General features: G+C 63.4%; 23 protein-coding genes. 3 read left to right on the top strand and 20 right to left on the bottom strand.

Going from position 1 to position 26424, the window contains the following annotated elements; translation table 11 throughout:
- Positions 1-26: 26 nt before the first annotated feature.
- The 3 genes from A9K65_RS17170 to A9K65_RS17160 form a co-directional block, all read right to left on the bottom strand.
- A complete protein-coding gene (locus tag A9K65_RS17170) occupies positions 27-320 on the bottom strand; it encodes a hypothetical protein (RefSeq protein WP_013530976.1) in 294 nt (97 codons plus the stop codon).
- 190 nt (positions 321-510) lie between these two features.
- Positions 511-1152 (bottom strand): DapH/DapD/GlmU-related protein, encoded by a 642-nt coding sequence (locus A9K65_RS17165; protein WP_063168299.1) that lies wholly within the window; start codon positions 1150-1152, stop codon positions 511-513.
- A 138-nt stretch (positions 1153-1290) separates the two neighbouring features.
- Positions 1291-1809: a CreA family protein gene (locus A9K65_RS17160; protein ID WP_024501452.1), complete on the bottom strand. Its 519-nt coding sequence runs from the start codon at positions 1807-1809 to the stop codon at positions 1291-1293.
- A 188-nt stretch (positions 1810-1997) separates the two neighbouring features.
- Here A9K65_RS17160 and A9K65_RS17155 point away from each other — a divergent pair, with 188 nt between their 5' ends.
- From A9K65_RS17155 to A9K65_RS17145, 3 genes are all read left to right on the top strand, one after another.
- Positions 1998-2576, top strand: a complete 579-nt coding sequence (locus A9K65_RS17155) for an SCO family protein (RefSeq protein WP_013530973.1) — start codon at positions 1998-2000, stop codon at positions 2574-2576.
- Between the two features lie 10 nt (positions 2577-2586).
- Entirely contained in the window at positions 2587-3459 is an 873-nt protein-coding gene (locus tag A9K65_RS17150) for a 50S ribosomal protein L11 methyltransferase (RefSeq protein WP_064993814.1), read from the top strand.
- A 138-nt stretch (positions 3460-3597) separates the two neighbouring features.
- A complete protein-coding gene (locus A9K65_RS17145) occupies positions 3598-5442 on the top strand; it encodes an aminopeptidase P family protein (RefSeq protein ID WP_064993815.1) in 1845 nt (614 codons plus the stop codon).
- Between the two features lie 183 nt (positions 5443-5625).
- Here A9K65_RS17145 and A9K65_RS17140 read toward each other — a convergent pair whose 3' ends face one another.
- The 17 genes from A9K65_RS17140 to mraY all read right to left on the bottom strand — a co-directional run bounded on the left by A9K65_RS17140 (position 5626) and on the right by mraY (position 26406).
- A complete protein-coding gene (locus A9K65_RS17140) occupies positions 5626-5922 on the bottom strand; it encodes an AzlD family protein (protein WP_064993816.1) in 297 nt (98 codons plus the stop codon).
- Positions 5919-6647 (bottom strand): AzlC family ABC transporter permease, encoded by a 729-nt coding sequence (locus tag A9K65_RS17135; protein WP_013530969.1) that lies wholly within the window; start codon positions 6645-6647, stop codon positions 5919-5921. Before A9K65_RS17135 ends, A9K65_RS17140 begins: the two co-directional genes overlap by 4 nt.
- Before the next feature lie 157 nt (positions 6648-6804).
- Complete coding sequence (locus A9K65_RS17130) at positions 6805-7497, bottom strand: TIGR02453 family protein (protein ID WP_064993817.1); 693 nt, start codon at positions 7495-7497, stop codon at positions 6805-6807.
- Positions 7497-9701, bottom strand: coding sequence for an NAD-dependent DNA ligase LigA (gene ligA, locus A9K65_RS17125; RefSeq protein ID WP_013530967.1), 2205 nt, complete (start codon positions 9699-9701; stop codon positions 7497-7499). The genes A9K65_RS17130 and ligA overlap by 1 nt, the downstream gene beginning before the upstream one ends.
- Before the next feature lie 112 nt (positions 9702-9813).
- Positions 9814-11487 (bottom strand): DNA repair protein RecN, encoded by a 1674-nt coding sequence (gene recN / locus A9K65_RS17120; protein WP_064993818.1) that lies wholly within the window; start codon positions 11485-11487, stop codon positions 9814-9816.
- Between the two features lie 119 nt (positions 11488-11606).
- The gene (locus A9K65_RS17115) at positions 11607-12476 is read right to left on the bottom strand and encodes an outer membrane protein assembly factor BamD (RefSeq protein WP_013530965.1); all 870 of its coding nucleotides are present in this window, start codon (positions 12474-12476) and stop codon (positions 11607-11609) included.
- 263 nt (positions 12477-12739) lie between these two features.
- Positions 12740-13690 (bottom strand): UDP-3-O-acyl-N-acetylglucosamine deacetylase, encoded by a 951-nt coding sequence (gene lpxC, locus A9K65_RS17110; protein WP_013530964.1) that lies wholly within the window; start codon positions 13688-13690, stop codon positions 12740-12742.
- Positions 13691-13971: 281 nt separating this feature from the next.
- Positions 13972-15651 carry a cell division protein FtsZ gene (gene ftsZ, locus A9K65_RS17105; protein WP_064993819.1) on the bottom strand — a complete coding sequence of 560 codons (1680 nt, stop codon included), beginning with the start codon at positions 15649-15651 and terminating at the stop codon, positions 13972-13974.
- Positions 15652-15719: 68 nt separating this feature from the next.
- Positions 15720-17027: a cell division protein FtsA gene (gene ftsA, locus A9K65_RS17100; RefSeq protein ID WP_013530962.1), complete on the bottom strand. Its 1308-nt coding sequence runs from the start codon at positions 17025-17027 to the stop codon at positions 15720-15722.
- The gene (locus A9K65_RS17095) at positions 17024-17965 is read right to left on the bottom strand and encodes a cell division protein FtsQ/DivIB (protein ID WP_064993820.1); all 942 of its coding nucleotides are present in this window, start codon (positions 17963-17965) and stop codon (positions 17024-17026) included. Before A9K65_RS17095 ends, ftsA begins: the two co-directional genes overlap by 4 nt.
- Positions 17953-18879, bottom strand: coding sequence for a D-alanine--D-alanine ligase (locus A9K65_RS17090; RefSeq protein ID WP_064993821.1), 927 nt, complete (start codon positions 18877-18879; stop codon positions 17953-17955). Before A9K65_RS17090 ends, A9K65_RS17095 begins: the two co-directional genes overlap by 13 nt.
- Positions 18880-19269: 390 nt before the next feature.
- Positions 19270-20235: a UDP-N-acetylmuramate dehydrogenase gene (gene murB, locus A9K65_RS17085; RefSeq protein WP_013530959.1), complete on the bottom strand. Its 966-nt coding sequence runs from the start codon at positions 20233-20235 to the stop codon at positions 19270-19272.
- Entirely contained in the window at positions 20232-21638 is a 1407-nt protein-coding gene (murC, locus tag A9K65_RS17080) for a UDP-N-acetylmuramate--L-alanine ligase (protein WP_013530958.1), read from the bottom strand. The genes murB and murC overlap by 4 nt, the downstream gene beginning before the upstream one ends.
- Positions 21635-22762, bottom strand: coding sequence for an undecaprenyldiphospho-muramoylpentapeptide beta-N-acetylglucosaminyltransferase (murG, locus tag A9K65_RS17075; RefSeq protein ID WP_064993822.1), 1128 nt, complete (start codon positions 22760-22762; stop codon positions 21635-21637). The genes murC and murG overlap by 4 nt, the downstream gene beginning before the upstream one ends.
- Before the next feature lies 1 nt (position 22763).
- The gene (ftsW, locus tag A9K65_RS17070) at positions 22764-23915 is read right to left on the bottom strand and encodes a putative lipid II flippase FtsW (RefSeq protein WP_013530956.1); all 1152 of its coding nucleotides are present in this window, start codon (positions 23913-23915) and stop codon (positions 22764-22766) included.
- The gene (gene murD / locus A9K65_RS17065) at positions 23915-25315 is read right to left on the bottom strand and encodes a UDP-N-acetylmuramoyl-L-alanine--D-glutamate ligase (RefSeq protein WP_064993823.1); all 1401 of its coding nucleotides are present in this window, start codon (positions 25313-25315) and stop codon (positions 23915-23917) included. Before murD ends, ftsW begins: the two co-directional genes overlap by 1 nt.
- Positions 25316-25323: 8 nt before the next feature.
- Positions 25324-26406, bottom strand: coding sequence for a phospho-N-acetylmuramoyl-pentapeptide-transferase (gene mraY, locus A9K65_RS17060; protein WP_013530954.1), 1083 nt, complete (start codon positions 26404-26406; stop codon positions 25324-25326).
- Positions 26407-26424: the final 18 nt, after the last annotated feature.

Below are 26424 nucleotides of genomic sequence, written 5' to 3'. Positions count from 1 at the left end.
CATAAGGATGCCCGTGACTTTCCTGCTCAGTGACGGCCGCCCAGCTTGTAGCTGTTGCCGCCAAGGACATTGACGCCGATACCGCTGAGAACGCCGGTAAGGACGTTGGTCTTGTTGCCGTTCAGAATGCCCTGGACGACATTGCCGCTCAGGATGTTGTTGCCACTCAGGATGCCATTGAGCGCGGTCACCTGGCCGACACCGATGGACGGCGACACATTGATCAGGCTACCCGAGCTACCTCCCCAGCCGCCGGCATAGGCGCCGACAGTCGAGAACGAAACCATAGCAGCGGTGAGTACAAAAGCGAACTTCTTCATGACTTCTCTCCATTGTTGCTAGTAGTGTTTTCTTCGACTTCTTACGACTTACCCCCGAAACGAGTAGTGCATTTTGCCGAAAGTCTTGCAACCTTGGAGTGTTTAATTTCACGGATACAATCCGTTTTCCATTTCTTAACTTTAATATTTTACGTTAAGAAAATTGGTTACCGTCGACGTCTTGAGCTGGTCAGACGGCGTCGTTTTCCCAACGATCGAGGAATGCTTCGATCGGCATTGCCTGCATGTCGGGAACCGCTCTGGCGAGCTTTTCGACCGGCCAGTTCCACCAGGCGAGAGCTTCGATCCGCGCCGCGATATCCGGAGCGAAGCGTGGCCGGAGAGCCTTCGCCGGCACGCCGGCGACGATCGCGTAAGGCGGCACATCACGCGTCACCACTGCGTTGGCGCCGACCACCGCGCCATTGCCGATGGTGACCCCGGGCATGATCACCGCGCCGTGGCCGATCCAGACATCATGGCCGATGGTCACGGCTTTCGCCTGCCGCCGTTCGCGGAAGGCGGCATCGACGCCCAGCCAGCGAAAATACTCGTTCGGCCGGTAGCTGAGCTTGTGCTGGGTCAGCCGCTCTATGGGATGCTCCAACGCATTGATGCGGCTGTTGGCGGCGATCGAGCAGAATTTGCCGATCGTCGTGTAGATCGCTTCCGAATGGCGTTCGAAATAGGAGAAGTCGCCGACGGTGACCTCGCGAAGCACCACCCGCTCGCCGATCGAGGCATAACGCCCAAGCTTGCACGCCTTCAACTCCGCGGTCGGATGGATGCGTGGCTCGGGGTCTTTCGGGACGAGATCTTCGGAACGGTCCATGCCGGCGGCTTTACCCCTAGGCGATTGGTCCCGCAAGCGGGGCCAATCGTCCGTCAGATCGTTTCCCGGCAAGGATTCGCCCAGGCGATTGGTCCCGCAAGCGGGGCCAATCGTGCGCCCGGGAAGGAACTGAATCGCCTATTGCGGCTTGCCTTTGCTCCACACCACGTTTTGGCCGTAGAGCGGCACGGTGGTGACCGACATTTTCGCCGAGCCGTTCTGCACCTGGCGCGAATGCGAGAGATAGATCAGCGTCTCGTTGGCCTTGTCGTAGATGCGGTTCACCACCTGCTTCTTCCAGATCAGGCTGATGCCTTGCTTGAACACTTCCTCGCCGCCCTCGCTCATGTCGATGTCGCCGATGGTGATCGGGCCGGTCTGGCGGCAGGAGATCGAGGAATCGGACGGATCCTCGAACCAGTTGCCCTTGTGCAGGCGATCGATGATGCCGCGATCGAAATAGGAGACGTGACATGTCACGCCCTCCACCTTGGGGTCCTTGATCGCCTCGACGATGATGTCGTTGCCGAGCCAGTCGACGCCGACCTTGCCGACTTCATCGGCCACGGCGGCCCCGGCACCTAGGACAACGCACGCGGCCAAGGCACCGCCGATCAGTCTTCGCCCAATCAGTCCGTGCCCAATCAGTCGTTGCAAGGGACCCTCCTGCGGTTCGAGTTGCCGGTCACAGGTGGGGCGAGCGGCCCGGCTTTGCAAGCAGATAGGTCGACACCGCAGCGGTTGCGGCAACGCGGCACTTTGCCTGTGCGGGGCCAAACCGCTAAGACTGTCACACAGGCGCGGCATTGAGCCGGCGCGACGATTTCTGCAGACGGACTTTTCTGATGATGCGTTCTATCCTGGTCGGTATTCTCGTCCTGATGGCGGCCGGCATCGGCTGGCTGACCTTCGACTGGTATCGCGGCCACTATGGCGGCGAGCCATTCGGGGCCGCCTTTACTCTGGTCGACCAGAAAGGCGCGCCGATCACCGAAGCCGCCTTCCGGGGCCAGCCCAGCGTCGTCTTCTTCGGCTTCACCCATTGCCCCGAGGTCTGCCCGACCACACTGTTCGAACTGGCCGGCTGGCTGAAGACGCTCGGCGACGACGGCAAGAACCTGCACGCCTATTTCGTATCGGTCGATCCGGAGCGCGACACGCCTGAGGTGATGAACGCCTATGTCAGCAATTTCTCCGACCGTATCGTCGGCATCACGGGCGCTCCGGACAAGGTCCATGCCATGGCCAAGTCGTTCGGCATCTATTGGAAGAAGGTCGACACGGGCGACGGCGACTACACGATGGATCATACCGCCTCGGTGCTGCTGCTCAACGCCAAGGGCGATTTTGCCGGCACAATCGCCTACGGCGAAAGCGCCGATACGGCCATCGCCAAGCTGAAGCGGCTGGCGGCGAAAGGCTGATTACCATTTCATGACCCAGACGCGCCTTTACTTCACCACCGGAAAGATCGAGTCCGTCAGCATTTTCGCGGCGCTTGAGGCGGCCTTCGAGGAAGAGGGGCTGCCGATCGCCGTGCTGGAGGTCGACGAGGACAAGGACATCCACGAAGTATCGCTCTATGCCGATGGCGACATCGATGCGGTCGAGACCCGCTTGAAGGACATCCTTGCCGGCCTTTCCCTGTCGAAGCCGATCGAGCGCGAGCCCCTGCCCGACATCGACTGGGTGGCGCATTCGCTGGAAGAGCTGAAGCCGGTGCGTGCCGGACGTTTCTTCGTCCACGGCGCACATGACCGCAGGAAACGCCACAGCGGCGAACTCGCCATCGAAATCGAAGCCGGCCTTGCCTTCGGCACCGGCCATCACGGCACCACCGCCGGCTGCCTGGAAATGCTGGAAAGAGTGGTCCGGCGCGAACACCCGCGCAATGCGCTCGACCTCGGCACCGGCAGCGCGGTACTGGCGATCGCCGTCGCCAAGCTGGCGCACATTCCGGTGCTGGCCACCGACATCGATCCGGTGGCGGTGCGGGTGGCTGCCGCCAATGCGCGGCTCAACCACGTCAAGGCACTGGTGGAAACAGCAACCGCGCCCGGCTTTCACCATCCGATCTTCGGCAAGCTCGCGCCCTTCGATCTGATCGTCGCCAACATATTGGCGCGGCCGCTGATGCGGCTGGCGCCGCAAATGGCCCATCATATCGCACTTGGCGGCTCGATCGTGCTGTCGGGCATCCTCGAGCGCCAGCGGGACGCGGTCATCTCGGCCTATGTCGGACAGAATTTCCGCCATGTCAGAACCTTGCACCGCGAGGGCTGGGTGACGATCCACCTGAAGCATTAGACCGGCACCGACCGAGCCTGGACCAAATTCCCCCAGTTGTCAGTCCGGCGATGCTGTAGCAGGTTGCGCGCAGCCGGAAATCGATTCCGATTTCCGCGACCGTACGCTACGGTTGCGCGGACATGCAGGAGGCCCACCATGTTCCAGACCTTCGATTCCGCGGGCGACCCGGCCGTCGGCAAACCGCGCGTGGCGCTGCTGCGCCAATGGCTTGAAGCCAACGGGCTGGACGGCTTCATCGTCCCGCGTGCCGACGAGCATCAGGGCGAGTATGTCGCCGATCGTTCGGCGCGGCTGAAATGGCTGACCGGCTTCAGCGGCTCGGCCGGCGTCGCCATCGTCCTGCGCGATCGCGCCTTCGTCTTTGTCGACGGGCGCTACACGCTGCAGGTGCGCAGCGAGGTCGATCTCGACGTCTTTTCGATCGAAAGCCTGGTCGACAATCCGCCGGCTGTCTGGCTGAAAGACAATCTTGGCAAGGGCGCACGGCTCGGCTTCGATCCATGGCTGCACACGATCAGCGAGGTCAAGGCGCTGCAGGCCTCAGTCGACAAGAACGGCGCCGTACTGGTGCCGCTCGACAAGAACCCGATCGACATCATCTGGAAGGATCAGCCCGACGCGCCGGTGGCCCCGGTCGAGCTCCACCCGATCGGCTTTGCCGGCGAGCTCGCCAAGGACAAGCTGGCGCGGCTGGCGGCGGCGATCGCCAAGGACGGCGCCACCCATGCGGTGCTGACCGACCCCTCCTCCATCGCCTGGGCCTTCAACATCCGTGGCGGCGACGTGCCGCACACGCCGCTGGCGCTCGGCTTCGCCATCCTCGCCGCCGATGGGTCGCACCAGCTTTTCATGGATAAGCGCAAATTCTCGCGCCAGGTCGCCGCCTACCTCACCCAGCTCGCCGAGCCGCATGAGCCCGGCGAATTCGAAGCCGCGATCACAGCGCTTGCCAAGAGTGGCGCGAAAATCGCGCTCGACCCGGTGCTGGCGGCTGACCGGCTGCGCATGCTGGTCGAGGACAATGGCGACGCCGTCATTGCAGCAGCAGATCCTGCCCGAATCCCGCGCGCCACCAAGAACCAGGCCGAGATCAACGGCTCGCGCGCCGCGCATCGGCGTGACGGTGCGGCCGTGGCGAAATTGCTGTGCTGGCTGGAGCGGCAAAAACCCGGCTCGCTCGACGAGATCGCTGTCGTCACCAGGCTGGAGGAACAGCGCCGGCGGACCGGCGAGGAAACCCAGATGCCGCTGCGCGACGTCTCCTTCGACACCATTTCGGGCGCCGGCCCGAACGGCGCCATCATGCATTACCGCGTGTCGCGCGCCACCAGCCGCAAGCTGCAGGCCGGCGAGCTGTTCCTGCTCGATTCCGGCGCGCAGTATCAGGACGGCACCACCGACATCACGCGCACCGTGCCGATCGGCCAGCCGACGCAGGAGATGCGCGAACGCTTCACCCTGGTGCTGAAAGGCATGATCGGCATTTCCACCTTGCGCTTTCCCGCCGGCACGCGCGGCTCCGAGATCGATGCCGTCGCGCGCATGGCGCTGTGGAAGCACGGCTGCGACTTCGCCCACGGCACCGGCCATGGCGTCGGCTCGTATCTGGCCGTGCATGAAGGCCCGCAGCGTATCGCCCGCACCGGCACCGAAAAGCTGCTCGAAGGCATGATGCTGTCCAACGAGCCCGGCTACTACAAGGAAGGCTCCTACGGCATCCGCATCGAGAACCTGATCCTGGTGACGCCGGCGCAAGAGATCGAGGGCGGCGACATCGCCATGCACGGCTTCGAGACGCTGACGCTGGCGCCGATCGATACCAGGCTGGTGCAGTCGGACCTTCTGACGCGTGACGAGTTGCATTGGCTGGACTCGTACCACGCGCGCGTGCTGGCCGAGATCGGCCCGATGCTCGACGGCGAAACGCTGGCCTGGCTGGAGAAGGCCACCGCGCCGCTGCCGCACGACGCGAAGATTTGATTTTTCTGAGGCGCCGAGGGCGTGTCGAGATTCAGGTCAGGACGAGCGAAAACGATGGGTTCCGTGAACCGGAGCGAAGCGTACTTTTGGGTACGTGAGCTCAGTTCTACCGCGACGCGGTAGAACGGGGAAGCGCAGGAAGCCGCCGTTTGCAGGCCGTCATCACCTGAATATCGATACGCCCTACCCGACGAACTGCCGCGCCACGATCAATACCGCCGCGCCCGCCAAAAACATCGCCATCAACCCACCGCGCAGCGAAACCACGGCGGTGACCACCAGTGCGGCCCATTCCGCCGGGCCGGCGTCCAACAGCTCGGGCGCCACCAGCGTCGTCAGCACCGCCGCCGGCACGGCATTGAGGCCGGCCTCGACGCGCGGATGGATGGTGTCGAAGCGCGATATCACCAGGTGCCCGCCGATGCGCGTCAGATAGGTCGCGATTGCGCCGGCGATAATGATCCAGAAGGTCGTGCTCATGGCCGTGCCTTTACGCCGCTATGGTGGGGAGGCAGGATGACCGCCAGCAGCACACCGGCAACAGCGCCAATCGAGACATGCCAGGGCGAGCCCACGGTCTTGTAGGCGATGATGGAGGCGGCAGCGCTGGCAATGACCACCGGCAGCCACAGAGGCCGCTTGCGGAAGCCCAGCACGAGACCGAGGAAATAGATCGGCAGCAGGAAATCGATGCCCAGCGCGTGCGTGTCGGGGATCAGCTTGCCGAACAGCGCACCAAGCGCGCTTTCGACGATCCAGAACAGATAGACAGGCAAGCCAAGTCCCAGATACCAGGCAAAGCCGACCGTCTGGCCGGATTGCGCCCTCGCCTCGGCCACCGCGAATTGCGGATCGGTGAGGATGAAATAGCCTAGTACCTGCTGGATGACAGGCCAGTGCGCGATGCGCCGGCCGATGCCGGCGGAATAGAGCACGTGGCGGAAATTGACGGCGAAGATCGACAGCACGATCAGCCACGGCGCCACATGCTGGCCGAACAGCTGGATGCCGACCATCTGGCTGGCGCCGCCATAGACCAGCGCACTCATCAGAAAGGCTTCCAGGACCGAGAAGCCATTGTCCACGGCGAGCGCGCCGAACAGCACCGCAAACGGCGCCGAGGCCACCACCACAGGCATCGACAGCCGCACGCCTTGCCAGAAATCGCTTCTGTCGCCGCTCTCGGAAATTACGTCCGTCGCCATCAACCACTCCTGATGCATGTCGCCCAAAAGGGGGATAACGACATGCACAACAACAAGGGAAGCGCGGTATGTAGGTGGCGCGGCTTGCCGTGTCACACGAATTCGCTTGAGCCAAACGATCAGCGGAAATGATCGCTGGATCGGCTGAGTTAGACGCTTATTCCTTCAGGATCTTGCCCTCGATCGCCCTGCCCCAGTCGAGCAGCGGCTTGGCGCGCAAGGTGAAATCGACGAGCTCGTCGACCAGATCAGCCGTATGGATTCCCGCGGGATCGATAACATGCTGGACGACAAAATGCCGGTTGCGGATGGCGGCGACAAGGTCGGGATCGCTGATTCCCTCGAAGCCGCGTGGCGTACGCTTCATACGGCCTTCGGTCTCGAGTTCAAGCCGGTTCTTCTTCAACGCCGCCACCAGGGCGCGAAACCTGTCCGGCTTCGTCGCGATGGCTTTGCGCATCGCCAGCAGCAGCGCCGGCTCCGGCTGCCACCAGGCAATGTCGGCGAAGCAGCGCTCAAGCCCGACATGGACGTAGAACACGCCCTGCTCCATCTTGGTGCCGTCGGGCGACAGGATGGCAGACAAATGCCTGTTGTAAGGCCGCTTGTCCTTGGCGAAGCGCACGTCGCGGTTGATTCGGAACAGCGACTTCTTGCGGTCGCCGCGCAGGCCGAGACCCGCCTTTGCGAAGCGCTCGGTCAGCGTGTCGACGAGATCACTGAGCGGATCGCGCAATTCCTGTTCGAACAAGTCACGGTTCTCCAAAAACCACTCTCGGCTCTGGTGGAAATCCAGCGCCTTGAGGAACGGAATGGCTTTTGGGCCGAACCCTTTGAATGCGCCGTCCATCAGGCCTTGCCGATCCGCGCCAGCCAGGCATCTTCGTCGATGACCTCGATGCCGAGTTCGCTGGCGAGCTTGAGCTTGGAGCCGGCACCCGGCCCGGCGACCACCAGATCCGTCTTCGCCGAAACCGAGCCCGCGACCTTGGCGCCGAGGCGCTCCGCCATCGCCTTGGCCTCGGAGCGTGTCATCTTTTCCAGCGAGCCGGTGAAGACGACCGTCTTGCCGGCGACCTCGCTGTCGGCCGAGACGTTGACGATATACGGCTTCGGCTTGACTTGGCGGAGCAACGCATCAAGCACGTCGTCATTGCGCTCATTGCCGAAGAAGTCGCGCAACGCGTCGATCACGGTATCGCCGATACCGTTGACCGAGGGGAAGACACTGTGCGGATCTTCCGCTGCCGCTGTTTCCTTGCCCACGCGGATCAGTTCCTCGATGGTCGAGAAGGTGCGGGCAAGCACAGCCGCCGTCGTTTCGCCGATATGGCGGATGCCGAGCGCGAAGATGAAACGGTCGAGTTCCGGCTCGCGGCGTGAGTCGATGGCCGCGAACAGCTTGTCGAGGCCCTCATAATTGCGGTCCTCGACGCTGCGCACGTTCTTGCGCGTCTTGCCCGATGCGGCCTCGCGCTGCCTCGCCTGTTCCTCGCGCCGTTCCGCCAGCGCCCTGGTGACAGCCGGACGGCGATCCCTGAGCGTGAAAATATCGGCGGCGGTCCTGATCAATCCCGCATTGAAGAAGGTATCTATGTTCTCGGCACCAAGGCCTTCGATGTCCAAGGCACCGCGCGACACGAAGTGGCGCAATCCTTCCACCGCCTGCGCCGGGCAGATCAGCTCGCCGGTGCAGCGGCGGCGGGAATCTTCCTTGCCGGTCTTCTCGTTGATCTCGCGCGTCGCCGGCGAGCCGCAGATCGGACAGGTGTGCGGGAATTCGTACGGCACGGCATCGGCCGGCCGCTTGTCGATGACGACGCTGACGATCTGCGGAATGACATCGCCTGCCCGCTGGATCACGACCGTATCGCCGATGCGCACGTCGATGCCGTCGCGGATCGGCTGGCCGGTCGAGTCCAGGCCCTTGATGTAATCCTCATTGTGCAGCGTGACGTTCTCGACCACGACGCCGCCGACCGTGACCGGCGCCAGCCGCGCGACCGGCGCCAGCGTACCGGTACGGCCGACCTGGATGTCGATCTTCTGCACGGTCGTCATCGCCTGTTCGGCCGGAAATTTATGCGCGATCGCCCAGCGCGGTTCGCCGGTGACGAAGCCCCAGCGGCGCTGCAACTCCAGCTGGTCGACCTTGTAGACGACGCCGTCGATATCGTAGCCGAGCGCCGAGCGCTGCTCCTCGATCCGATGATAATGCGCGATCAACTCCTCGGCCGATTTGGCCCGCACCATCAGCGGACTGATCTTGAATCCCCACTCGGCGAATTTCTGCACCGAATCATACTGGGTCGGAGCCGGATCCGCTGTCGTGTAACCCCAGGCATAGGCGAAGAATTTGAGGTTGCGGCTGGCGGTGACGGATGGATCCTTCTGGCGCAGCGACCCGGCCGCCGTGTTGCGCGGATTGACGTAGTCCTGGCCGCCGACGGCTGCCGAGCGCTGCTTCAGCGCCTCGAATTCCGCATAGGTCATATAGACCTCGCCGCGGATCTCGATGGTTTCGGGCCAGCCCGAGCCTTTCAGCTTTGCAGGGATGTCGGCGATGGTCTTCAAATTGGCGGTGATGTCTTCGCCGACGGCGCCGTTGCCACGCGTTGCGCCCTGCACGAACACACCGTTTTCGTAACGCAGCGAAGCCGATAGCCCGTCGATCTTCGGTTCGGCCGTGAACGCAATGTCGAGTTCCTTGTCGCGATCGAAGAACCGCCGCCCGCGTTCGATGAAATCCGTGACATCATCGTCTGTATAGGCCTTGGCAAGGCTGAGCATCGGCACGGCATGGCGCACCTTGGTAAAGCCTTCCGCGGGCGCTGCTCCGACCCTGAGCGATGGCGAATCCTCGCGCACCAGCGCCGGAAAGCGCTCCTCGATGGCAAGGTTGCGCCGCGCCAGCGCATCATACTCGGCATCGGTGATAACAGGCGCATCTTCGGTATGGTAGCGCCGGTCGTGCTCGGCGATCTCTTCCGCCAGCCGCTTCAGCTCGGCTTCGGCCTCGCTCTCACTGAGCGAATCGACAGGTTTTTCAGCCATGCTTTCCTTCCCCGGACGGTGGCCCGCCACAATAGATCAGGATTTTGGGAAAATCATTCCTGAACAGCAGGATGGAGCCATATCCTGACTCGATCCCTGACACGCGTTGTTCTTATGCAGCCGTGGTGTTCTCGCGCAGCAATCGCTCGGCGGCGGCGCGCGCCTCGTCGGTGATGGTGGCGCCGGCCAGCATGCGCGCGATCTCTTCTTGCCGCGCCGGCCGGTCCATCTCGGCAATGCCGGTGGCGACACGGTCGGTGGTGCCGGATTTGGAGATCAGGAAATGCGTCGCCGCGCGTGCCGCGACCTGTGGCGCATGCGTCACCGAGAGCACCTGGACGCGCTTCGACAGCCGCGCCAGCCGCTGGCCGATCGCGTCGGCGACAGCGCCGCCCACCCCAGTATCGATTTCATCGAAAACCAGCGTCGGCGCCGAGCCGCGGTCGGCCAGCGCGACCTTCAACGCCAGAAGGAAGCGCGAAAGTTCGCCGCCGGACGCTACTTTCATCATCGGCCCGGGCCGCGTGCCTGGATTGGTGCGCACCCAGAATTCGATCTGGTCGATGCCCTCTTCCATGCGGCTCTCGGCCTCGCTCTTCATTTCCACGATAAAGGCGGCGCGTTCGAGCTTCAGCGCCGGCAATTCCGCCATCACCGCCTTGGTCAGGCCGACCGCCGCCGCGTGGCGAAGCGAAGACAGCTGCGCGGCGGCAATGTCGTAGGTCTCGCGTGCCGCGGCGGCCTGCTTTTCCAGCCCGTGCAGGCGCTCCTCGCCGGCATCGAGATCGGCAAGATCGGCCGACATCGTGTCGCGAAGCTGCGCCAGATCGTCGACGGCGACGCTGTGCTTGCGCGAGGCCGCGCGCAGCGAAAACAGCCGCTCCTCCGCCTTCTCCAACCGCTGCGGATCATATTCGGTGGCGCGAAGTGCTGCCTCGACGCCCGATTGCGCCGCGTCGAGCGACAGCATCGCCTCGTCGAGCGATTTGACGACGTCGTCGAGCAGGCCGGGCGCCTCGGTCACCTTGCGCTGCAGCCGCCGCAGCAGGCTGGCCAGTTGCGGCAAGGGCGAGGACGGGCCGGACAGCACATCCTGCGCATCATGGATTTCGGAAGCGATCTTCTCGGCCCGCATCATCGACGCCCGCAGTTCGGCGAGATCCGTCTCCTCACCCGGCTGCGGATCGAGCTTGCTCAATTCCGCCACCGCCGCGCGCAGATAGTCGGCCTCGCGCGCGGCCGCCGCCACCTTGGCGCGGTGGCGCGACAGCTCCTGCTCGCAGGCGCGCCAGTGCCGCCATGCCTCGCCCGTCGAGCGGACGGCGCCGAGATGGCCACCGAAAGCATCAAGCACCTCGCGATGCGCGCCGGGATCGACCAGCGCGCGTTCATCGTGCTGGCCGTGGATCTCGACCAGCGCGCGCCCGACATCGCGCATCAGCGTGACGCTCGAAGGCTGATCGTTGACGAAGACACGGGTGCGGCCATCCGCCGTCTGCAGGCGGCGCAGGATGATGTCGCCGTCATCCTCAATCGCATTGTCGGCAAGCAGCGCACGCGCCGGATGATTGCGCGGCACGTCGAAGACGGCGATGACCTGGCCTTGCGCCGCGCCATGACGCACCAGCGACGCGTCGCCACGCGCACCGAGCGCCAGCGACAGGGCATCGAGCAGGATGGATTTGCCGGCACCGGTTTCGCCGGTCAGCACCGAAAGACCCGGCTGGAAGTCGATATCCAGCTTCTCGATCAGGACGATATCGCGGATCGACAGTCTGGAAAGCATCAGAACCCGAATCTAGAACGGCACGCGACCATTTGCAGTCGCAGCGCCGCACTATCTTTTTGTTTGAGCACCGGATCAATCCGAAAAGCGCTGTGAACGCTTCAGTCGATGCTCATACGTCAGGCGCCGGTGATCATCTTTCCGGCCTTGGATATCCACGACCCTGCATTTTCGCGCGGTGCAAGCCCATTGCTCTGCAACAGCTTGTAGGAATCCTTGTACCACGAGCTGTCAGGGTAGTTGGTGCCGAGCACCGCGGCGGCCGTCTGCGCCTCCGAAGTCAGACCCATCGCGTAATAGCTTTCGGTCAGACGTGCGAGCGCCTCCTCGACATGGCGCGTGTTGGAATAGTTCTCGACCACGGTGCGGAAGCGCTTGACGGCGGCGATGTATTCACGCCGCTCGAGATAGTAGCGGCCGATCTGCATCTCCTTGCCTGCCAACTGATCGTTGGCGAAGCGGATCTTTTCCTTGGCGTCGTCGACATATTCCGATGTCGGCCAGCGGGTGACCAGATCCTGCATCGTCTGGACGGTCTGACGCGCTTCCTTCTGGTCCTGCGTCACGTCCTTGATCTGGCGGTAGTAGCTCAAGCCGATGATGTACTGCGCATAAGCAGCGTCATCGGTCGACGGGTAAAGCGTGAGATAACGCTTGGCCGAGCCGATCGCCTCGTCGTAATTGCCCTGGCGATAGTCGGCGAAAGCGCCCATCACCATCGATTTGCGGGCCCATTCCGAATAGGGATGCTGGCGGTCGACGGCGTCGAACTTGCGGCTCGCCTCCTGCAGGCGCCCGGCATTGAGATTGGCAAGGCCCTGGTTGTAGAGAACATCGGCCGGCTCGGTCTGGTCGACATAGGTCGACAGGTCGATATCTTTCTCCGACGACATGCAGGCCGACAGGAAGAGCGATGGAACAACTACTGAAAGCGCCAGGAAAACGGCCCTCTGCGGTGCTTTCAATTGACCAACTCGCTTGAAGAACATGATTGGATCTCGCCCTTTCGGCGCTATTTCAATGCCAGTTGCATGCCATTGTTTCAAAACTGGTCCCCACTTTTGAACGACATGCACTAATCGACGGCAGCAGCCATAAACCATAACCGCCTTGCCCGGCAACGCTATCTCCGGCCAATCGCACATTTTTGTGGCGGCCGGACGCAGCTTGGACATCAATGCAATTTCACTGGCGGGTGGTGCATTCCTGCAACACACGCAATCCCCCATGGAACCCGAAAAAACTGGGAAAATCAGATCATCCAGGGCGCGTAGAGCGGCGCGTTGACGGCGTTCATCTCGGCGCTGCGGCCACGCTCCCGGCGCGTCGTCTCGACGATCTCGAACGCCGTGCGATCCGACAGCAGGCGGCGCAGGGCCGCGGCATTCATCCTGTGGCCGCCGCGATAGGAGCGGAAGCAGCCGATGAAGCGGGCGCCGGCCAGCGCCAGGTCGCCCATGGCGTCCAGCGTTTTATGGCGCACGAATTCGTTGGGATAGCGCAGGCCGCCCATATTGATGACGCGGTTGTCGTCGCCGATCACCAGCGAATTCTCCAGCGAGGAGCCGAGCGCATAGCCTGCAGCCCACAGCCGCTCGACATCCTTCATGAAGCCGAAGGTGCGGGCGCGCGCGATGTCGCGACGGAAAATATCGGCATTGAGGTCGGAGGCAAACAGCTGACGGCCGATCGCCGGGCTTTCGAAGTCGATCTCGATCTCGAAACGGGTTCCGTCATAGGGCCGAAACTCCGCCCACGAGGCGCCGTTCTCGATGCGGACCGGCTTGATGACCCTGATATAGCGGCGCTTGACCGAAAGCGTCTCGATGCCCGCCTGGTCGATGGCTTCGACGAACGCCATGGCGCTGCCATCGAAGATCGGAACCTCGGAACCGTCGATCTCGACAGCGACATTGTCGATGCCGAGCCCAAACAGCGCCGCCATGATGTGCTCGACCGTGGCGATATGCTCGCCGGCGGGATCACCAAGCATGGTGCACAGGTCGGTGGCGCCGACTTCCGAGACCAGGGCACGAAACTCGCGGCCCTGCTCGGCACCGTTGAAAAGCTGGAAAACGATGCCGGTGTCGGCATCCGCCGGCATGAAGCTGATGGACACTTCCTTGCCGCTGTGGACGCCGGTGCCGGTAAGCGACGCGCGCGTCTTCAATGTCGTCTGATAGTCGTGCAAGACAATCCCCATAAGCCCGTAATGCCTAGGTCCGCTTCTCCAGCCCGAGGGCGCGGCTCTTGTGTGAATCGGCTGGCAGGGCGACTTCCCCCGAAATCCCGGCAAGCCGATGATGGTAGGCAGCGAAGATAATGTCCCGTCAGGGAGACTCCAAATCACGGTTTCTTACTCTGTGTAACCGCGAACTGGAATGGGTGCGACTTTGTAAGTGGTTGAAATCACATCATTTAAAACGTTAACAGGCAAGCGATTCCTCGCTTGCCTGTTAACAAATGTTACAGTCCGTTTACCAATCAGTTGGCCTGGCGGCGCAGGAACGCCGGAATCTCCAGCTGATCGTCTTCCTGAGTCGTCCTCACCTGCGGCGTCAGGCGGCCCTGATCGTCGAGTTGGCCACGGCGTGGCGCATAGAGCTGCGCATCCTGGCTGGCGAGGCGGCGCACTTCGGGCGCGGCCTGGCGCAGCTTGGGCTCGCGCGGCTGCGCCGGCTGCAGCCTTGCGGGTTCTTCCTCGCGGCGGGTCAGTCCGTTGGTCAGGCGCTTCAGCAGGCCCATCGGTCCGCTGTTGTTCTCGTGGTCAACCGGGCGGCTCTTGGCATCCACCTCGGCCTTGACGACGGGCGGGAAGTCCTCGACGCGCGGCATACGCTGAGGTGCCATGGCAATAGGCTGCGGGGCTTCGCGCAGCATCTCGCGCGGCTGCGGGGCCGGCTGCATCTGCTGGACCACCGGCTGCGGCATCGGCTGTGCTGGCGGCGCCTGGAAGATCTTGCTCTGTGGGCGGAAATCTTCTGTGTGAGCGACAGGAGCCGGGCGCGCCTGCGCCATCGCCGCGGCATTGGCTTCGGCCAGTTGGATGGCTTCGGCGACAGGGTCGACAGCGCGTGGCTCGTAGGCCGCCTGCTGAACAGGCGCCGGGCGAGCCTCCGCGATCTGAGCCGCCGGGCGGCTGACCGGCTTCGGAGGCGCCGTGCGGATCGAGATCGGCGCAGCGGCGATTTCAGCCGCCGATTTGTCGATGCCGGTGGCAACCACCGAGACGCGGATGACGCCTTCGAGTTCCTCGTCGAAAGTGGCGCCCAGGATGATGTTGGCGTCCTGGTCGACTTCCTCGCGGATACGGGTCGCCGCTTCGTCGACTTCGAACAGCGTCAGGTCGCGACCGCCCGTGATCGAGATCAGCAGGCCCTTGGCGCCCTTCATCGAGGTCTCGTCGAGCAGCGGGTTGGCGATCGCCGCTTCGGCGGCGGCCATCGCGCGGCCCTCGCCCGAAGCTTCGCCGGTGCCCATCATCGCCTTGCCCATCTCGCGCATGACCGAACGCACGTCGGCGAAGTCGAGATTGATCAGGCCTTCCTTGACCATCAGGTCGGTGATGCAGGCGACACCGGAATAGAGCACCTGGTCGGCCATGGCGAAGGCATCGGCGAAGGTGGTCTTGTCATTGGCCAGCCGGAACAGGTTCTGGTTGGGGATGACGATCAGCGTATCGACGCATTTCTGCAATTCCTCGATGCCGAAGTCCGCGGTCTTCATGCGGCGCTGGCCTTCGAAGTGGAACGGCTTGGTGACGACGCCGACGGTGAGGATGCCCTTTTCGCGCGCTGCGCGGGCAACGACGGGAGCAGCACCGGTGCCGGTGCCGCCGCCCATACCGGCTGTCACGAAGCACATATGGGTGTTGGTCAGGTGATCGAGGATTTCATCGATGCACTCTTCCGCCGCCGCACGGCCGACTTCCGGCTGCGATCCCGCACCGAGCCCCTCGGTGACGTGAGCGCCGAGCTGGATCAGGCGGCCTGCCTTCGACATGGTCAGCGCCTGCGCGTCGGTGTTGGCCACCACGAACTCGACGCCGCGCAAACCGGCGGTGATCATGTTGTTGACGGCATTGCCGCCGCCGCCGCCGACACCGAACACGGTGATGCGCGGCTTAAGCTCGGTGATGTCCGGCTTTTGCAGATTGATGGTCATTGTCTCCGTCCTTTGCCTTTCACGCCGCTTCGCCGCCGCGGCCGCCTATGGGGCTGTCCCCGTCAATTTTAGAAACTGTCTCTCAACCACTGACTCATGCGATGCAGTTTTCCGCCCGTTCCGGTCATTTTGAGACCGGAAATTCCTTTCGCCGGATGGCTCTCGAAGCTCGCCATCTGCGGGTAGATCAGAAGCCCCACCGCGGCCGAGAAGGCCGGCCCCTTCGCCGCTTCCGGCAGGCCGGCCACGCCGAGCGGGCGGCCGATGCGCACATTTCGTCCCAGGATGCGGCGCGCCGCCTCCGGCAGGCCGGCAAGCTGGCTGGCGCCGCCGGTAAGAACCACACGCTTGCCCACTGCATTACCATAGCCGGACTTGTTCAGCCGGTCGCGCAGCAGTTCGAGCGTCTCGTCGATGCGGGCGCGCACGATGCGCGTCATCACCGAGCGCGGGATCTGCAAGGGCACGTCGCCATCGTCGCCGATCGGCTGGATCGAGACCAGGTCGCGATCGTCGGCGCTGCCGGGCAGCGCCGAACCATGCATCACCTTCAGCCGTTCGGCGGCATCAAGCGAGGTCGACAGCCCCTTGGCCATGTCCAGCGTGACATGGTTGCCGCCGATGGCGATGGCGTCGCCATGGACGAACTTGCCTTCCGAAAACACCGAGATCGTCGTCGTGCCGCCGCCCATGTCGATGCAGGCCGCACCCATTTCCAGCTCGTCGTCGACCAGCGCCGCCAGCCCGCTGGCATAGGGCGTCGCCACCATGCGCTCGACCGACAGATGCGAACGGTTGATGGACAGCTCCAGATTGCGCATCGGCGCGGCGTCGCCGGTCAGCACATGCATGTCGACGCCGAGTGCGTCGCCGACCATGCCGCGCGGATCGCGCACGCCGCGTTCGGCATCCAGCGAGAAGCCGACGGGAAGCGAATGGATCACTTCGCGCTCGGCCTTCAGCGCCTGCTTGGCGCCAGCACCGAGAACGCGCTTGATGTCGGCCTCGTCGGCCTCGTGGCCGCCAAGATTGATGGTGGCGGAGAAGGCTTCGCTCTTCAGCCGGCCGGCCGTCATGTTGACGATCAGCGAATCAACCGTCAGCCCGGCCATGCGCTCGGCTGCGTCGACGGAAAGGCGGATGGCATGCTCCGCCCTGTCGAGATCGACCACGACACCCGACTTCACGCCTTGCGACTTCTGATGGCCGATGCCGATCACCTGGATCCGGTGCGAACGGCCGCGCAGCAGCTTGCCGTCATCGCACGGCTTGAGCTTGGCCACCATGCAGCAGACCTTGCTCGAACCGACATCCAGCACCGTCAGGGTGCCAGACCGGCGCGACGCGGCATCGCCAGGACTGCCAAGCCAGCTCATATCTTCGTCTCCGGCTTGCGCTTCAGGCTCTTGGGTTTCTCGTTGAGGGCGGCTTCGCGCTGCGTCGCCGCTTCCGCCGTCAACTGCACGACCAGCCGGTCCGTCAGGCGCATGTCGACGGCGGCGATGTCGCGCGACAGCAAACCGTTGTCATGATCCATCTTCACGAGTTCGGCGAGCGCCTGATCCTCGTCGTCCTCGGGAAGCTTGATGGTGATGCCATTGTCCAGCTTCAGGTCCCAGCGCCGTTCGCCGACACGGATATAACCTTTGATCCGGTTCGCGAGCTCGGGATATTTTTCGACCTTGGCCAGGAAATCGGGCGCGCTCGCCGGCGCGCCGGTGCCGATCAGCAGCGGCAGAAGCACCTGCTTGCCGCCCGAGAACGGCGCGATCATGGCGCCATTCCTCTCGATGACCGAAAGCTCGTCACCCTGCTGCCAGAGCGCGAAAGCCTCACGCTCCTCGACACGCACTTCCAGCGTATGCGGATAGACCTTGCGCACCGCCGCGACCTCGATCCACGGCAAGGTCGCAATTCGTTCCCGCGCGGCCTCGGCATTAAAGCCGATCAGCGACGTCCAGCCGTCGAGTTCAAGCCTGTCGAGTATATCGATTTCCGAAGTCTGGCGATTGCCCACCACCTTGACCTGATCGACGGCAAATCCGGTACGGGCGGCGATGCTCTGCACGATACCGTCGACATGACCGCCGAGATAGGCGCCATAGGCACTGCTCGAGAAAATCAGCATGGCCGACATCATGGCCGCGGAAAAGCGCGGCGCCTGGAATTCCCCGACACCGAGGCGCGCCATAATGCGCACCGGGCGGCGCAGCATCCGCGGCAGCACGAAATGGTCCAACGGCAACGACAGGCCGAACAGCGCCGGACCGGCCGCGCCCCTCTCCCTACCCTGTCCCCATTTCAACGCAGACACGAAGCGTCCTCCACCATCCAACTCAACAAATCGCCAAACGAGTGCCCGGCCTGGGCGGCGATTTCAGGCACCAAGGACGTCGGCGTCATACCCGGCTGGGTGTTGACCTCGAGCCAGACAATCTCGCCGTTTTCGGAATGCCGATCGTCATAACGGAAGTCCGACCGGGAAACGCCCCGACAGCCGATCGCTTGGTGAGCCTTGAGCGCCAGTGTTTGTATTTTTTGGTAAATATTCGGTGAAACTTTTGCGGGGCATTCGTGCTTTGATCCCCCGGCGACATATTTTGAATCATAGTCGTAGAAGGAATGGCCGGTCGGGATGATCTCGCAGACCCCCAGCGCCACATCGCCCATCACCGCGCAGGTCAGCTCCCTGCCGTGAATGTAGCGCTCGACCATGACGGTATCGCCATATTTCCATTCCGACGAGCCAAGAACCTGCGGCGGATGCGACTGACCTTCATGCACGATGACGACGCCGAAGCTTGAGCCCTCATTGACTGGCTTGACCACATAGGGCGGCTTCATCGGATGCTTGTTCTGGATGGCGAAGCGGCTGGCGACCTTCGATTCGGCGACCACGATGCCGACCGACTTGGCAACCCGTTTGGCCTGCTCCTTGTTCATGGCCAGAGCCGAGGCGAGCACGCCGGAATGGGTGTAGGGAATGCCGAGATATTCGAGGATGCCCTGGATGGTGCCATCCTCACCAAAAGGGCCGTGCAGCGCATTGAAGGCGACATCGGGCTTGAGCTCGGCAAGCACGGAGCCGACATCGCGCCCGACATCGACGCGGGTGACCTGGTAACCTTCCTTCTCAAGCTCATCGGCGCAAGCCTTTCCGGAGGACAGGGACACGGGCCGCTCGGACGAAAAACCACCCAGCAGGACGGCCACATGCTTGTTTTTCATTCCCCGGCATCCCCTCTCTCACGGCGGACCAAAACCAGATTTTCCGCAACATTGAGTCAGAGTCTCCCGGCAGGTTGCCCCCCAGACGGAAAACGCTGAAAACGCGTCGAACGACTCAAATCAGGAAACGCTTTCGAGCAGAGAATCAGAGAGTTGATTCACTGGCAAGTGCTTACGATTCCGAGAGATTCACTTTCTAAGAAAATGGATGCGAAAAGCGTGTCGTTGAGTCTTTGCGGCAACGGTCGCGGACCGTTTTTCGCCTCGTTGAAGTTCATGCATCACATGAACTTCAACACGCGCTAGGTGTGTTGAGATTCAGGTCAGGCCGAGTCGAAAACGATGGCTTTCGAGAACCGGAGCGGAGCATCACCTGAATATCAGCGCACCTTAAAGGAGCTGCCCGAGAAACTCCTGAACGGCATGCCCTGGCCGGAAATTGCCGATGCGCTTGATTTCCCATTGCAGCCGGATACCGGAATTCTCCAGCACCCGCGTGCGCACCGTCTCGCCGAGATATTCAAGGTCGTAGCCGGTCGCGGTTCCGGTGTTGATCATGAAGTTGCAATGCATCGGCGACATCTGCGCGCCGCCGATCATCAGGCCGCGGCAGCCCGCTTTGTCGATCTCCTTCCAGGCCGATGTGCCGTCGGGATTCTTGAAGGTCGAGCCGCCGGTCTTCTCGCGGATCGGCTGCACGGTCTCACGATGGTTCTGCACGGCCTCCATCGCAGCCTTGATGGTCGCCCTGTCCTCGGCAAAGCCTTCGAACACGGCGGAGGTGAAGATCAGCCCGGAGGGAGCCGCCGAATGGCGATAGGCGTATCCCATATCGGCATTGCTCAGCGTCTGCACATTGCCCTTGCGATCGAGTGCTCGCACTTCGATGACGCGCTCGCGCGTCTCGACGCCATTGGCGCCGGCATTCATTCGCAGCGCACCGCCGATTGCACCCGGAATGCCGTGGTAGAAATGAAAGCCGCCAATGCCGGCCTCGAGCGCCACCGCTGCGACGCGCTTGTCGGGGGTCGCAGCTCCCGCCTTGATCCTGATTGGCGAAATCACCTCGGCATCGCCGAAGCCCTTGGCCGAAAGCCGAATGACAAAGCCCTCGATGCCGCCATCGCGGACCAGAAGGTTGGAGCCGACGCCGACGACCGTCAGCGGTATCTCTTCGGGAACGGCTTTCAGGAACGCGGCAAGGTCCTCCTCATCGGCCGGCTGGAACAACGCTTCAGCCAGCCCCCCGGCACGGAACCAGGTGATCTTGTCCATCTCGGCGTTCGGCGTCAGGCGGCCACGCAGGCCGGCAAGCCGGTCGCCAAGTCTGTCGATCAGGGCCTGGCCGTGCATCATGAGACGGTCCCGCCAAGCTCCTTGGGCAACGCATAGGCCCATTGGGTGATGTTGCCGGCTCCAAGGAAGACGACGAAATCGCCCGGCTTGGCCAGATCACGGACGATGGGCGCAATCGCCGCCGGGCCCTCGATGTAGCGCGCGTCGCGATGACCGCCGGCGCGGATGCGCGACACCAGCGCGTCCGAGCTGACGCCGTCGATCGGCTCTTCGCCGGCCGCGTAGACCGGCGCCACCATTACTGTGTCGGCGTCGTTGAAGCAGGTGGAAAACTCGTTGAACAGATCATGCAGCCGGGTGAAGCGATGCGGCTGGGCAATGGCGATGACACGACCCTGGGTGGCGCTGCGCGCCGCCTTCAGCACCGCCGAGATCTCGACCGGATGGTGGCCGTAATCGTCGAATATTTCGACGCCGTCCCACGAACCGGTATGGGTGAAGCGGCGCTTGACGCCGGCGAAGGACGACAGGCCCTTCTTGATCGCCTCGGCCGACAGGCCGAGTTCGTGCGCGACCGCGATTGCTGCCGTCGCGTTGGAGACGTTGTGACGGCCGGGCATCGGCAGGCGCAGGCCTGCTATGACAGTCTGGCCGCCGGTCTTGCGGTCGCGGATCACCACGTCGAATTCCGAAATGGCACCTGACATGCGGTGATTGGTAAAGCGCACGTCGGCCTGCGCATTCTCGCCATAGGTGATGACCCGGCGGTCCTCGATGCGGCTGACCAGCGCCTGCACTTCGGGGTGATCGGTGCACATCACGCCAAAACCGTAGAACGGTACGTTCTCGACAAACTGGCGGAACGCCTCGCGCACCTTGTCGAAGCTGCCATAGTGGTCAAGATGCTCGGGGTCGATGTTGGTGACGACCGCGATCTCGGCCGGCAGTTTCAGGAAGGTGCCGTCGCTCTCGTCGGCCTCGACCACCATCCATTCGCCGTCGCCCATGCGGGCGTTGGTGCCGTAGGCATTGATGATGCCGCCATTGATCACGGTCGGATCGAGCCCGCCCGCATCGAGCAAGGTCGCCACCATCGAGGTCGTCGTCGTCTTGCCATGCGTGCCGCCGATCGCCACCGCCTGGCGAAAGCGCATCAGTTCGGCCAGCATCTCGGCCCGGCGCACGATCGGCAGCAGCTTTTCGCGCGCGGCCTTCAGCTCAGGGTTGGATTTCTTGATCGCCGTCGAGACGACTACCACCTCGGCATCGCCGAGATTCTCGGCCCTATGGCCGACGAAGCATTCAATGCCCTTGTCGCGCAGCCGCTGCACATTGGCGCTTTCGGCCTGGTCGGACCCTTGCACCTTGTAGCCGAGATTGTGCAGCACTTCGGCAATGCCGCTCATGCCGATGCCGCCAATGCCGATGAAATGCACAAGGCCGATGGTCTGCGGCATCTTCATGCTTGCGTCCCCTTCCTGAAATCCGAAACGGTTTTTTTGGACGCAATAGCCTCTGTAAGATCGGCGAGCAACCGTGCCGCGTCCGGCCTGCCGGCCGATTTCGCACCCGCCGCCATCGCCGTCAGCCGATCGGGGTCGTCCATCAGCCCGCCGACAAGCGCTGCGATGCGTTCGGACGAGAGCGAGGATTGCGGATGCACTTCGCCGCCGCCGGCAGCGGCAAGGGCCGCCGCGTTCGCCGCCTGATCGTGATCGAGCGCATGGGGGTAAGGCACCAGCAGCGCCGGCCGGCCGATGACGGCGATCTCCGAGACGGTCGAGGCGCCGGAACGCGAGATCACCAGATGAGCGGCCGCCATGCGTGCCGCCATGTCGGTGAAGAAGGGCGAGACCTCGACGGCGACGCCAAGGGTGGCATAGGCCGCCTTGACCCGCGCCACGTCATCGGCGCGCGCTTGTTGGGTAATGACCAGCCGTTTGCGCTGGGCGTTGGAAAGCAGCGCAATGGCTCCCGGCACGGCATCGGAAAAGAATTGGGCGCCCTGGCTGCCGCCAAAAACCAGCAGGCGGAACGGTTGATCCCCGGCAGATGCCGCATAGGCAGTCTTGGCCGCTTCCAGCACCGCAGGCCGGACCGGATTGCCCGTCGTCACCGTCTTGACCCCGGCAGCACTGCTGTCCTGCGGCAGGAAGCCGCCGGCGATCGCGTCGACACGGCCGGCCAGCGCCCGGTTGGCGCGCCCCATCACCGCGTTCTGCTCATGGATCAGGGTCGGTACCTTGCGCCGTGTCGCCGCGTAGAGCGGCGGCAAGGTCGGATAGCCGCCGAAGCCGACGACGGCATCCGGCTTGATCCTGGCGATGACGGCAGAAGCCTGGCGCACGCCGCGCCAGATTTTCCAGAAGGCACCAAGCAGGGCAAAAGGGTTTTTCGAGCCCATCGTCGCCGACTGGATCGGGTGGACGGCAGCGGCCGGAAAATGGCCGGCGAAACGCTCGGCACGGTCGTCGGTTGCCAGGTGCACCGACCAGCCGCGCTCGTTCAGCTCGTGCGCCAGCGCCTCGGCCGGGAAAAGATGCCCACCGGTGCCGCCTGCCGCGAGAAGGATGACGCCTCTGGCCATATCACTCCGCCGGCACGGCGCGTTGCGACAGGCCAAAGCCCATCTGCTTGCGCTTTTCCGGCCGCTTGCGTGTCAGCGCCAGCACCATCCCCATCGAGATGGCGATGGCGATCTGCGAGGAGCCGCCATAGGAGATGAACGGCAGCGTCATGCCCTTGGCCGGCACAAGCTGGAGGTTGACGCACATGTTGATGACCGCCTGCAGGCCGAAGACGGTGACGAGGCCGCCGACCGCATAGCGGGTGAAATCGTCATGCTCCTTCAGCGCCGTGTTGAGGCCGCGCAGCACGATGAAGGCGAATATCGACATGATGAAGAAGCACATGATCAGCCCGAACTCTTCGCCTGCGACCGAGAAGACGAAGTCGGCATGGCTGTCGGGAATAACGCGCTTGACTGTGCCCTCACCTGGTCCGACGCCAAACCAGCCGCCATTGATCAGCGCGTCGCGTCCCATATCGACCTGGAATGTGTCGCCTTCGCCGGTAAGAAACTTGTCGATGCGCAAGGCAACGTGCGGGAACACCGTATAGGCGGCGAAAACGCCGCCGACGCCGGCGGCACCCAGCGCAACGATCCACAGCCAGGGCAGCCCGGCCATGAAAAACATGATGCCCCAGGTGCCGGTCGTCAGCATGGTCTGGCCGAGATCCGGTTGCGCCACCAGCAGCGACACGACCAGTACCAGCAGCAACATGGCGAACAGATTGCCGGGAATGTCGGGCTGGCGCTTGTGCTCAGCGAAAAGCCAGGCGCACATGATGACGAAGGCTGGTTTCAAAAATTCCGACGGCTGGATCGACAGGCCGGCAAGCGACACCCAGCGGCGTGCGCCCTTCACCTCGACGCCGATGTAGAGCACCGCCACCATCAGCACCAGCATCAGGCACAGCATGATCAGCGCCATCCGCCGGATCTGCCTGGAATCGAGGAACGATACAGCCAGCATCACGCCGAGCGCCGGTACGGTGAAGATGATCTGCCTGGTGGCGAAGTGGAAACTGTCGAGGCCGATGCGTTCGGCGACCGCCGGGCTCGCCGCGAAGGACAGCACGATACCCAGGCCCATCAGCGACAGGAACGCCGCCAGGAACCAGCGATCGATCGTCCACCACCAGGTCGCAACCGGACTTTTGTCGAGACGGCTCTGCATTATCGTGCCCCTCCGATGGGTTTCACACCCTCGATAGCATTCGCAGCTTGCCTGAAGGCTTCGCCGCGAACTTCGAAATTCTTGAACTGGTCGAAGCTGGCGCAGGCCGGCGACAGCAGCACCACCGCCTCGCCGCTGTCGTCCTTAGCCGCATCATGCGCGGCGTGCTCGACCGCCGCGGCCAGCGTGCCTGAAATCTCGTAGGGCACGGCCTCGCCCAGCGTCGCCGAAAACGCCGGCGCTGCCTCGCCGATCAGATAGGCCTTGGCGATGCGCGGGAAGAAGCCGCGCAAGGGTTCGATGCCGCCTTCCTTGGGCAGGCCGCCGGCGATCCAGTAGATGCGCGCGAAGCTGGACAGCGCCGGCGCCGCAGCATCGGCATTGGTCGCCTTGGAATCGTTGATGAACAGCACATGGTCCTTGCGGCCCACCTGCTCCATGCGGTGCGCGAGGCCGGGAAAGCTTTCCAGCCCCGACTGGATCTCGCCAAGCTCCAGCCCGACCTTGAGGCAAGCGGCGACCGCAGCCAGAGCGTTCTGGGCATTGTGCTGGCCACGCAAGGAGCCGATGCCTTCGAGGAAGGCGACACGGCTGTAACGGCCGTGCACAGCTTCCATCAAATTGCTGCCATCGGCGAAATAGCCGTCGGTCAGCGGCAGGCGCTTGGAAATGCGGATGACATGCCGCCCCGCCCGCTCCAGCCGCTCGGCAATCTGCGCGCACCAGGAATCGTCGATGCCGACGATCGCCGTCTCGCTGCCGGCCACCAGCCGCTCCTTGATCGCGGCGTAGTGCTGCATGGTGCCGTGGCGGTCGAGATGATCGGGCGTCAGATTGAGCAGGATGCCGGCCGTCGGATTGATCGAGGGCGCGAGGTCGATCTGGTAGGACGAACATTCGACGACATAGTGCCGATCGGGCTCGGGCGGATCGAGCGTCATCACCGCGCGGCCGATATTGCCGCCCATCTGGGCATCGCGTCCCGCGGCTTTCAGGATGTGCGCGGTCAGCGCGGTCGTCGTCGACTTGCCGTTGGTGCCGGTGATGGCGATGAAAGGCGAATTTGGCGCGCTCAGCATTCGCTCGCGGCAGAAAAGCTCGATGTCGCCGATGATCTCGACGCCTGAGCCGCGCGCCAGTTCCACCGTCCAATGCGGCTTGGGATGCGTCAGCGGCACACCAGGCGACAGCACGAAGGCCGAGAATTTCGCCCAGTCGGCGCCGCGCAAATCAGCGGTCGCGATACCGGCAATGGCGGCCTTGGCCACACTGTCGGGATTGTCGTCCCAGGCCAGCACGTCCGCGCCGCCCTCGATCAGCGCGCGCGCCGTCGCGATCCCCGAGCCACCAAGCCCGAAGAGCGAAACGCGCTTGCCTGAAAAGGATGCGGCGGGGATCAAAGGGCTTCCTATCTCAGCTTGAGGGTCGACAGGCCGACCAGCGCCAGGATGACGGCGATGATCCAGAAGCGGATCACCACCTGGCTTTCGGTCCAGCCGAGCTTTTCGAAATGATGGTGGATCGGCGCCATCAGGAACACCCGCTTGCCGGTCATCTTGAAGTAGCCGACCTGGATGATGACGGACAGGATTTCGACGACGAACAATCCGCCGACGATGACCAGCACGATCTCATGCTTGGTGGCGACCGCGACGGTGCCGATCAGGCCGCCCATGGCCAGCGATCCGGTGTCGCCCATGAAGATCGCCGCCGGCGGCGCGTTGAACCAGAGGAAGCCGAGGCCAGCGCCGATGACCGCGCCGAGCACGACCGCCAGTTCACCGGTGCCGGGCACGAAATGGATCTGCAGATATTCGGCGAACACGGCGTTGCCGGAGAGATAGGCGATGACGCCGAAGGAGGCAGCCGCGATCATGATCGGCACGATCGCCAGGCCGTCAAGGCCGTCGGTCAGGTTCACCGCATTGCCGGCGCCGACGATGACGAAGCAGGAGAACGGAATGAAAAACCAGCCGAGATTGACGATGAATTCCTTGGCGAAGGGAAAAGTCAGCGACGACGAGAACGGCGCCTGGCCATTGTGCATGATCACCCAGGCGGCGATGCCGGCGATGACGAATTCCAGCGCCAGCCGTGCCTTGCCGGAAAAGCCGAGATGCGACTGCTTGGTGACCTTCAGATAGTCGTCGTAAAAGCCGATCGAGCCGAAGCCCAGCGTCACCAGCAGCACCACCCAGACATAGATGCTCGACAGGTTCGCCCACAAAAGCGACGAGCCGATGATGCCCGACAGGATCATCAGCCCGCCCATGGTCGGCGTACCGGCCTTCTTGAAATGTGTCTGCGGTCCGTCGGCGCGGATCGGCTGGCCCTTGCCTTGCCGCAGCCGCAGCGAATTGATGATGGTCGGTCCAAAGATGAAGACGATCAGCGCCGACGTGATCAGCGCCCCACCGGTGCGGAAGGTGATGTAGCGGAAGACATTGAAGACCGAGACCTTGTCCGCAAAATCGACGAGCAGTGTGAACATGCGCTTTAGTCCCCCGAC

The sequence above is a fragment of the Mesorhizobium sp. WSM1497 genome (assembly GCF_001672455.2).
Lineage (GTDB): Bacteria > Pseudomonadota > Alphaproteobacteria > Rhizobiales > Rhizobiaceae > Mesorhizobium > Mesorhizobium ciceri.
Note: the sequence above shows the minus strand (reverse complement) of the source record. Positions and strands in the feature narration are given on the sequence as shown.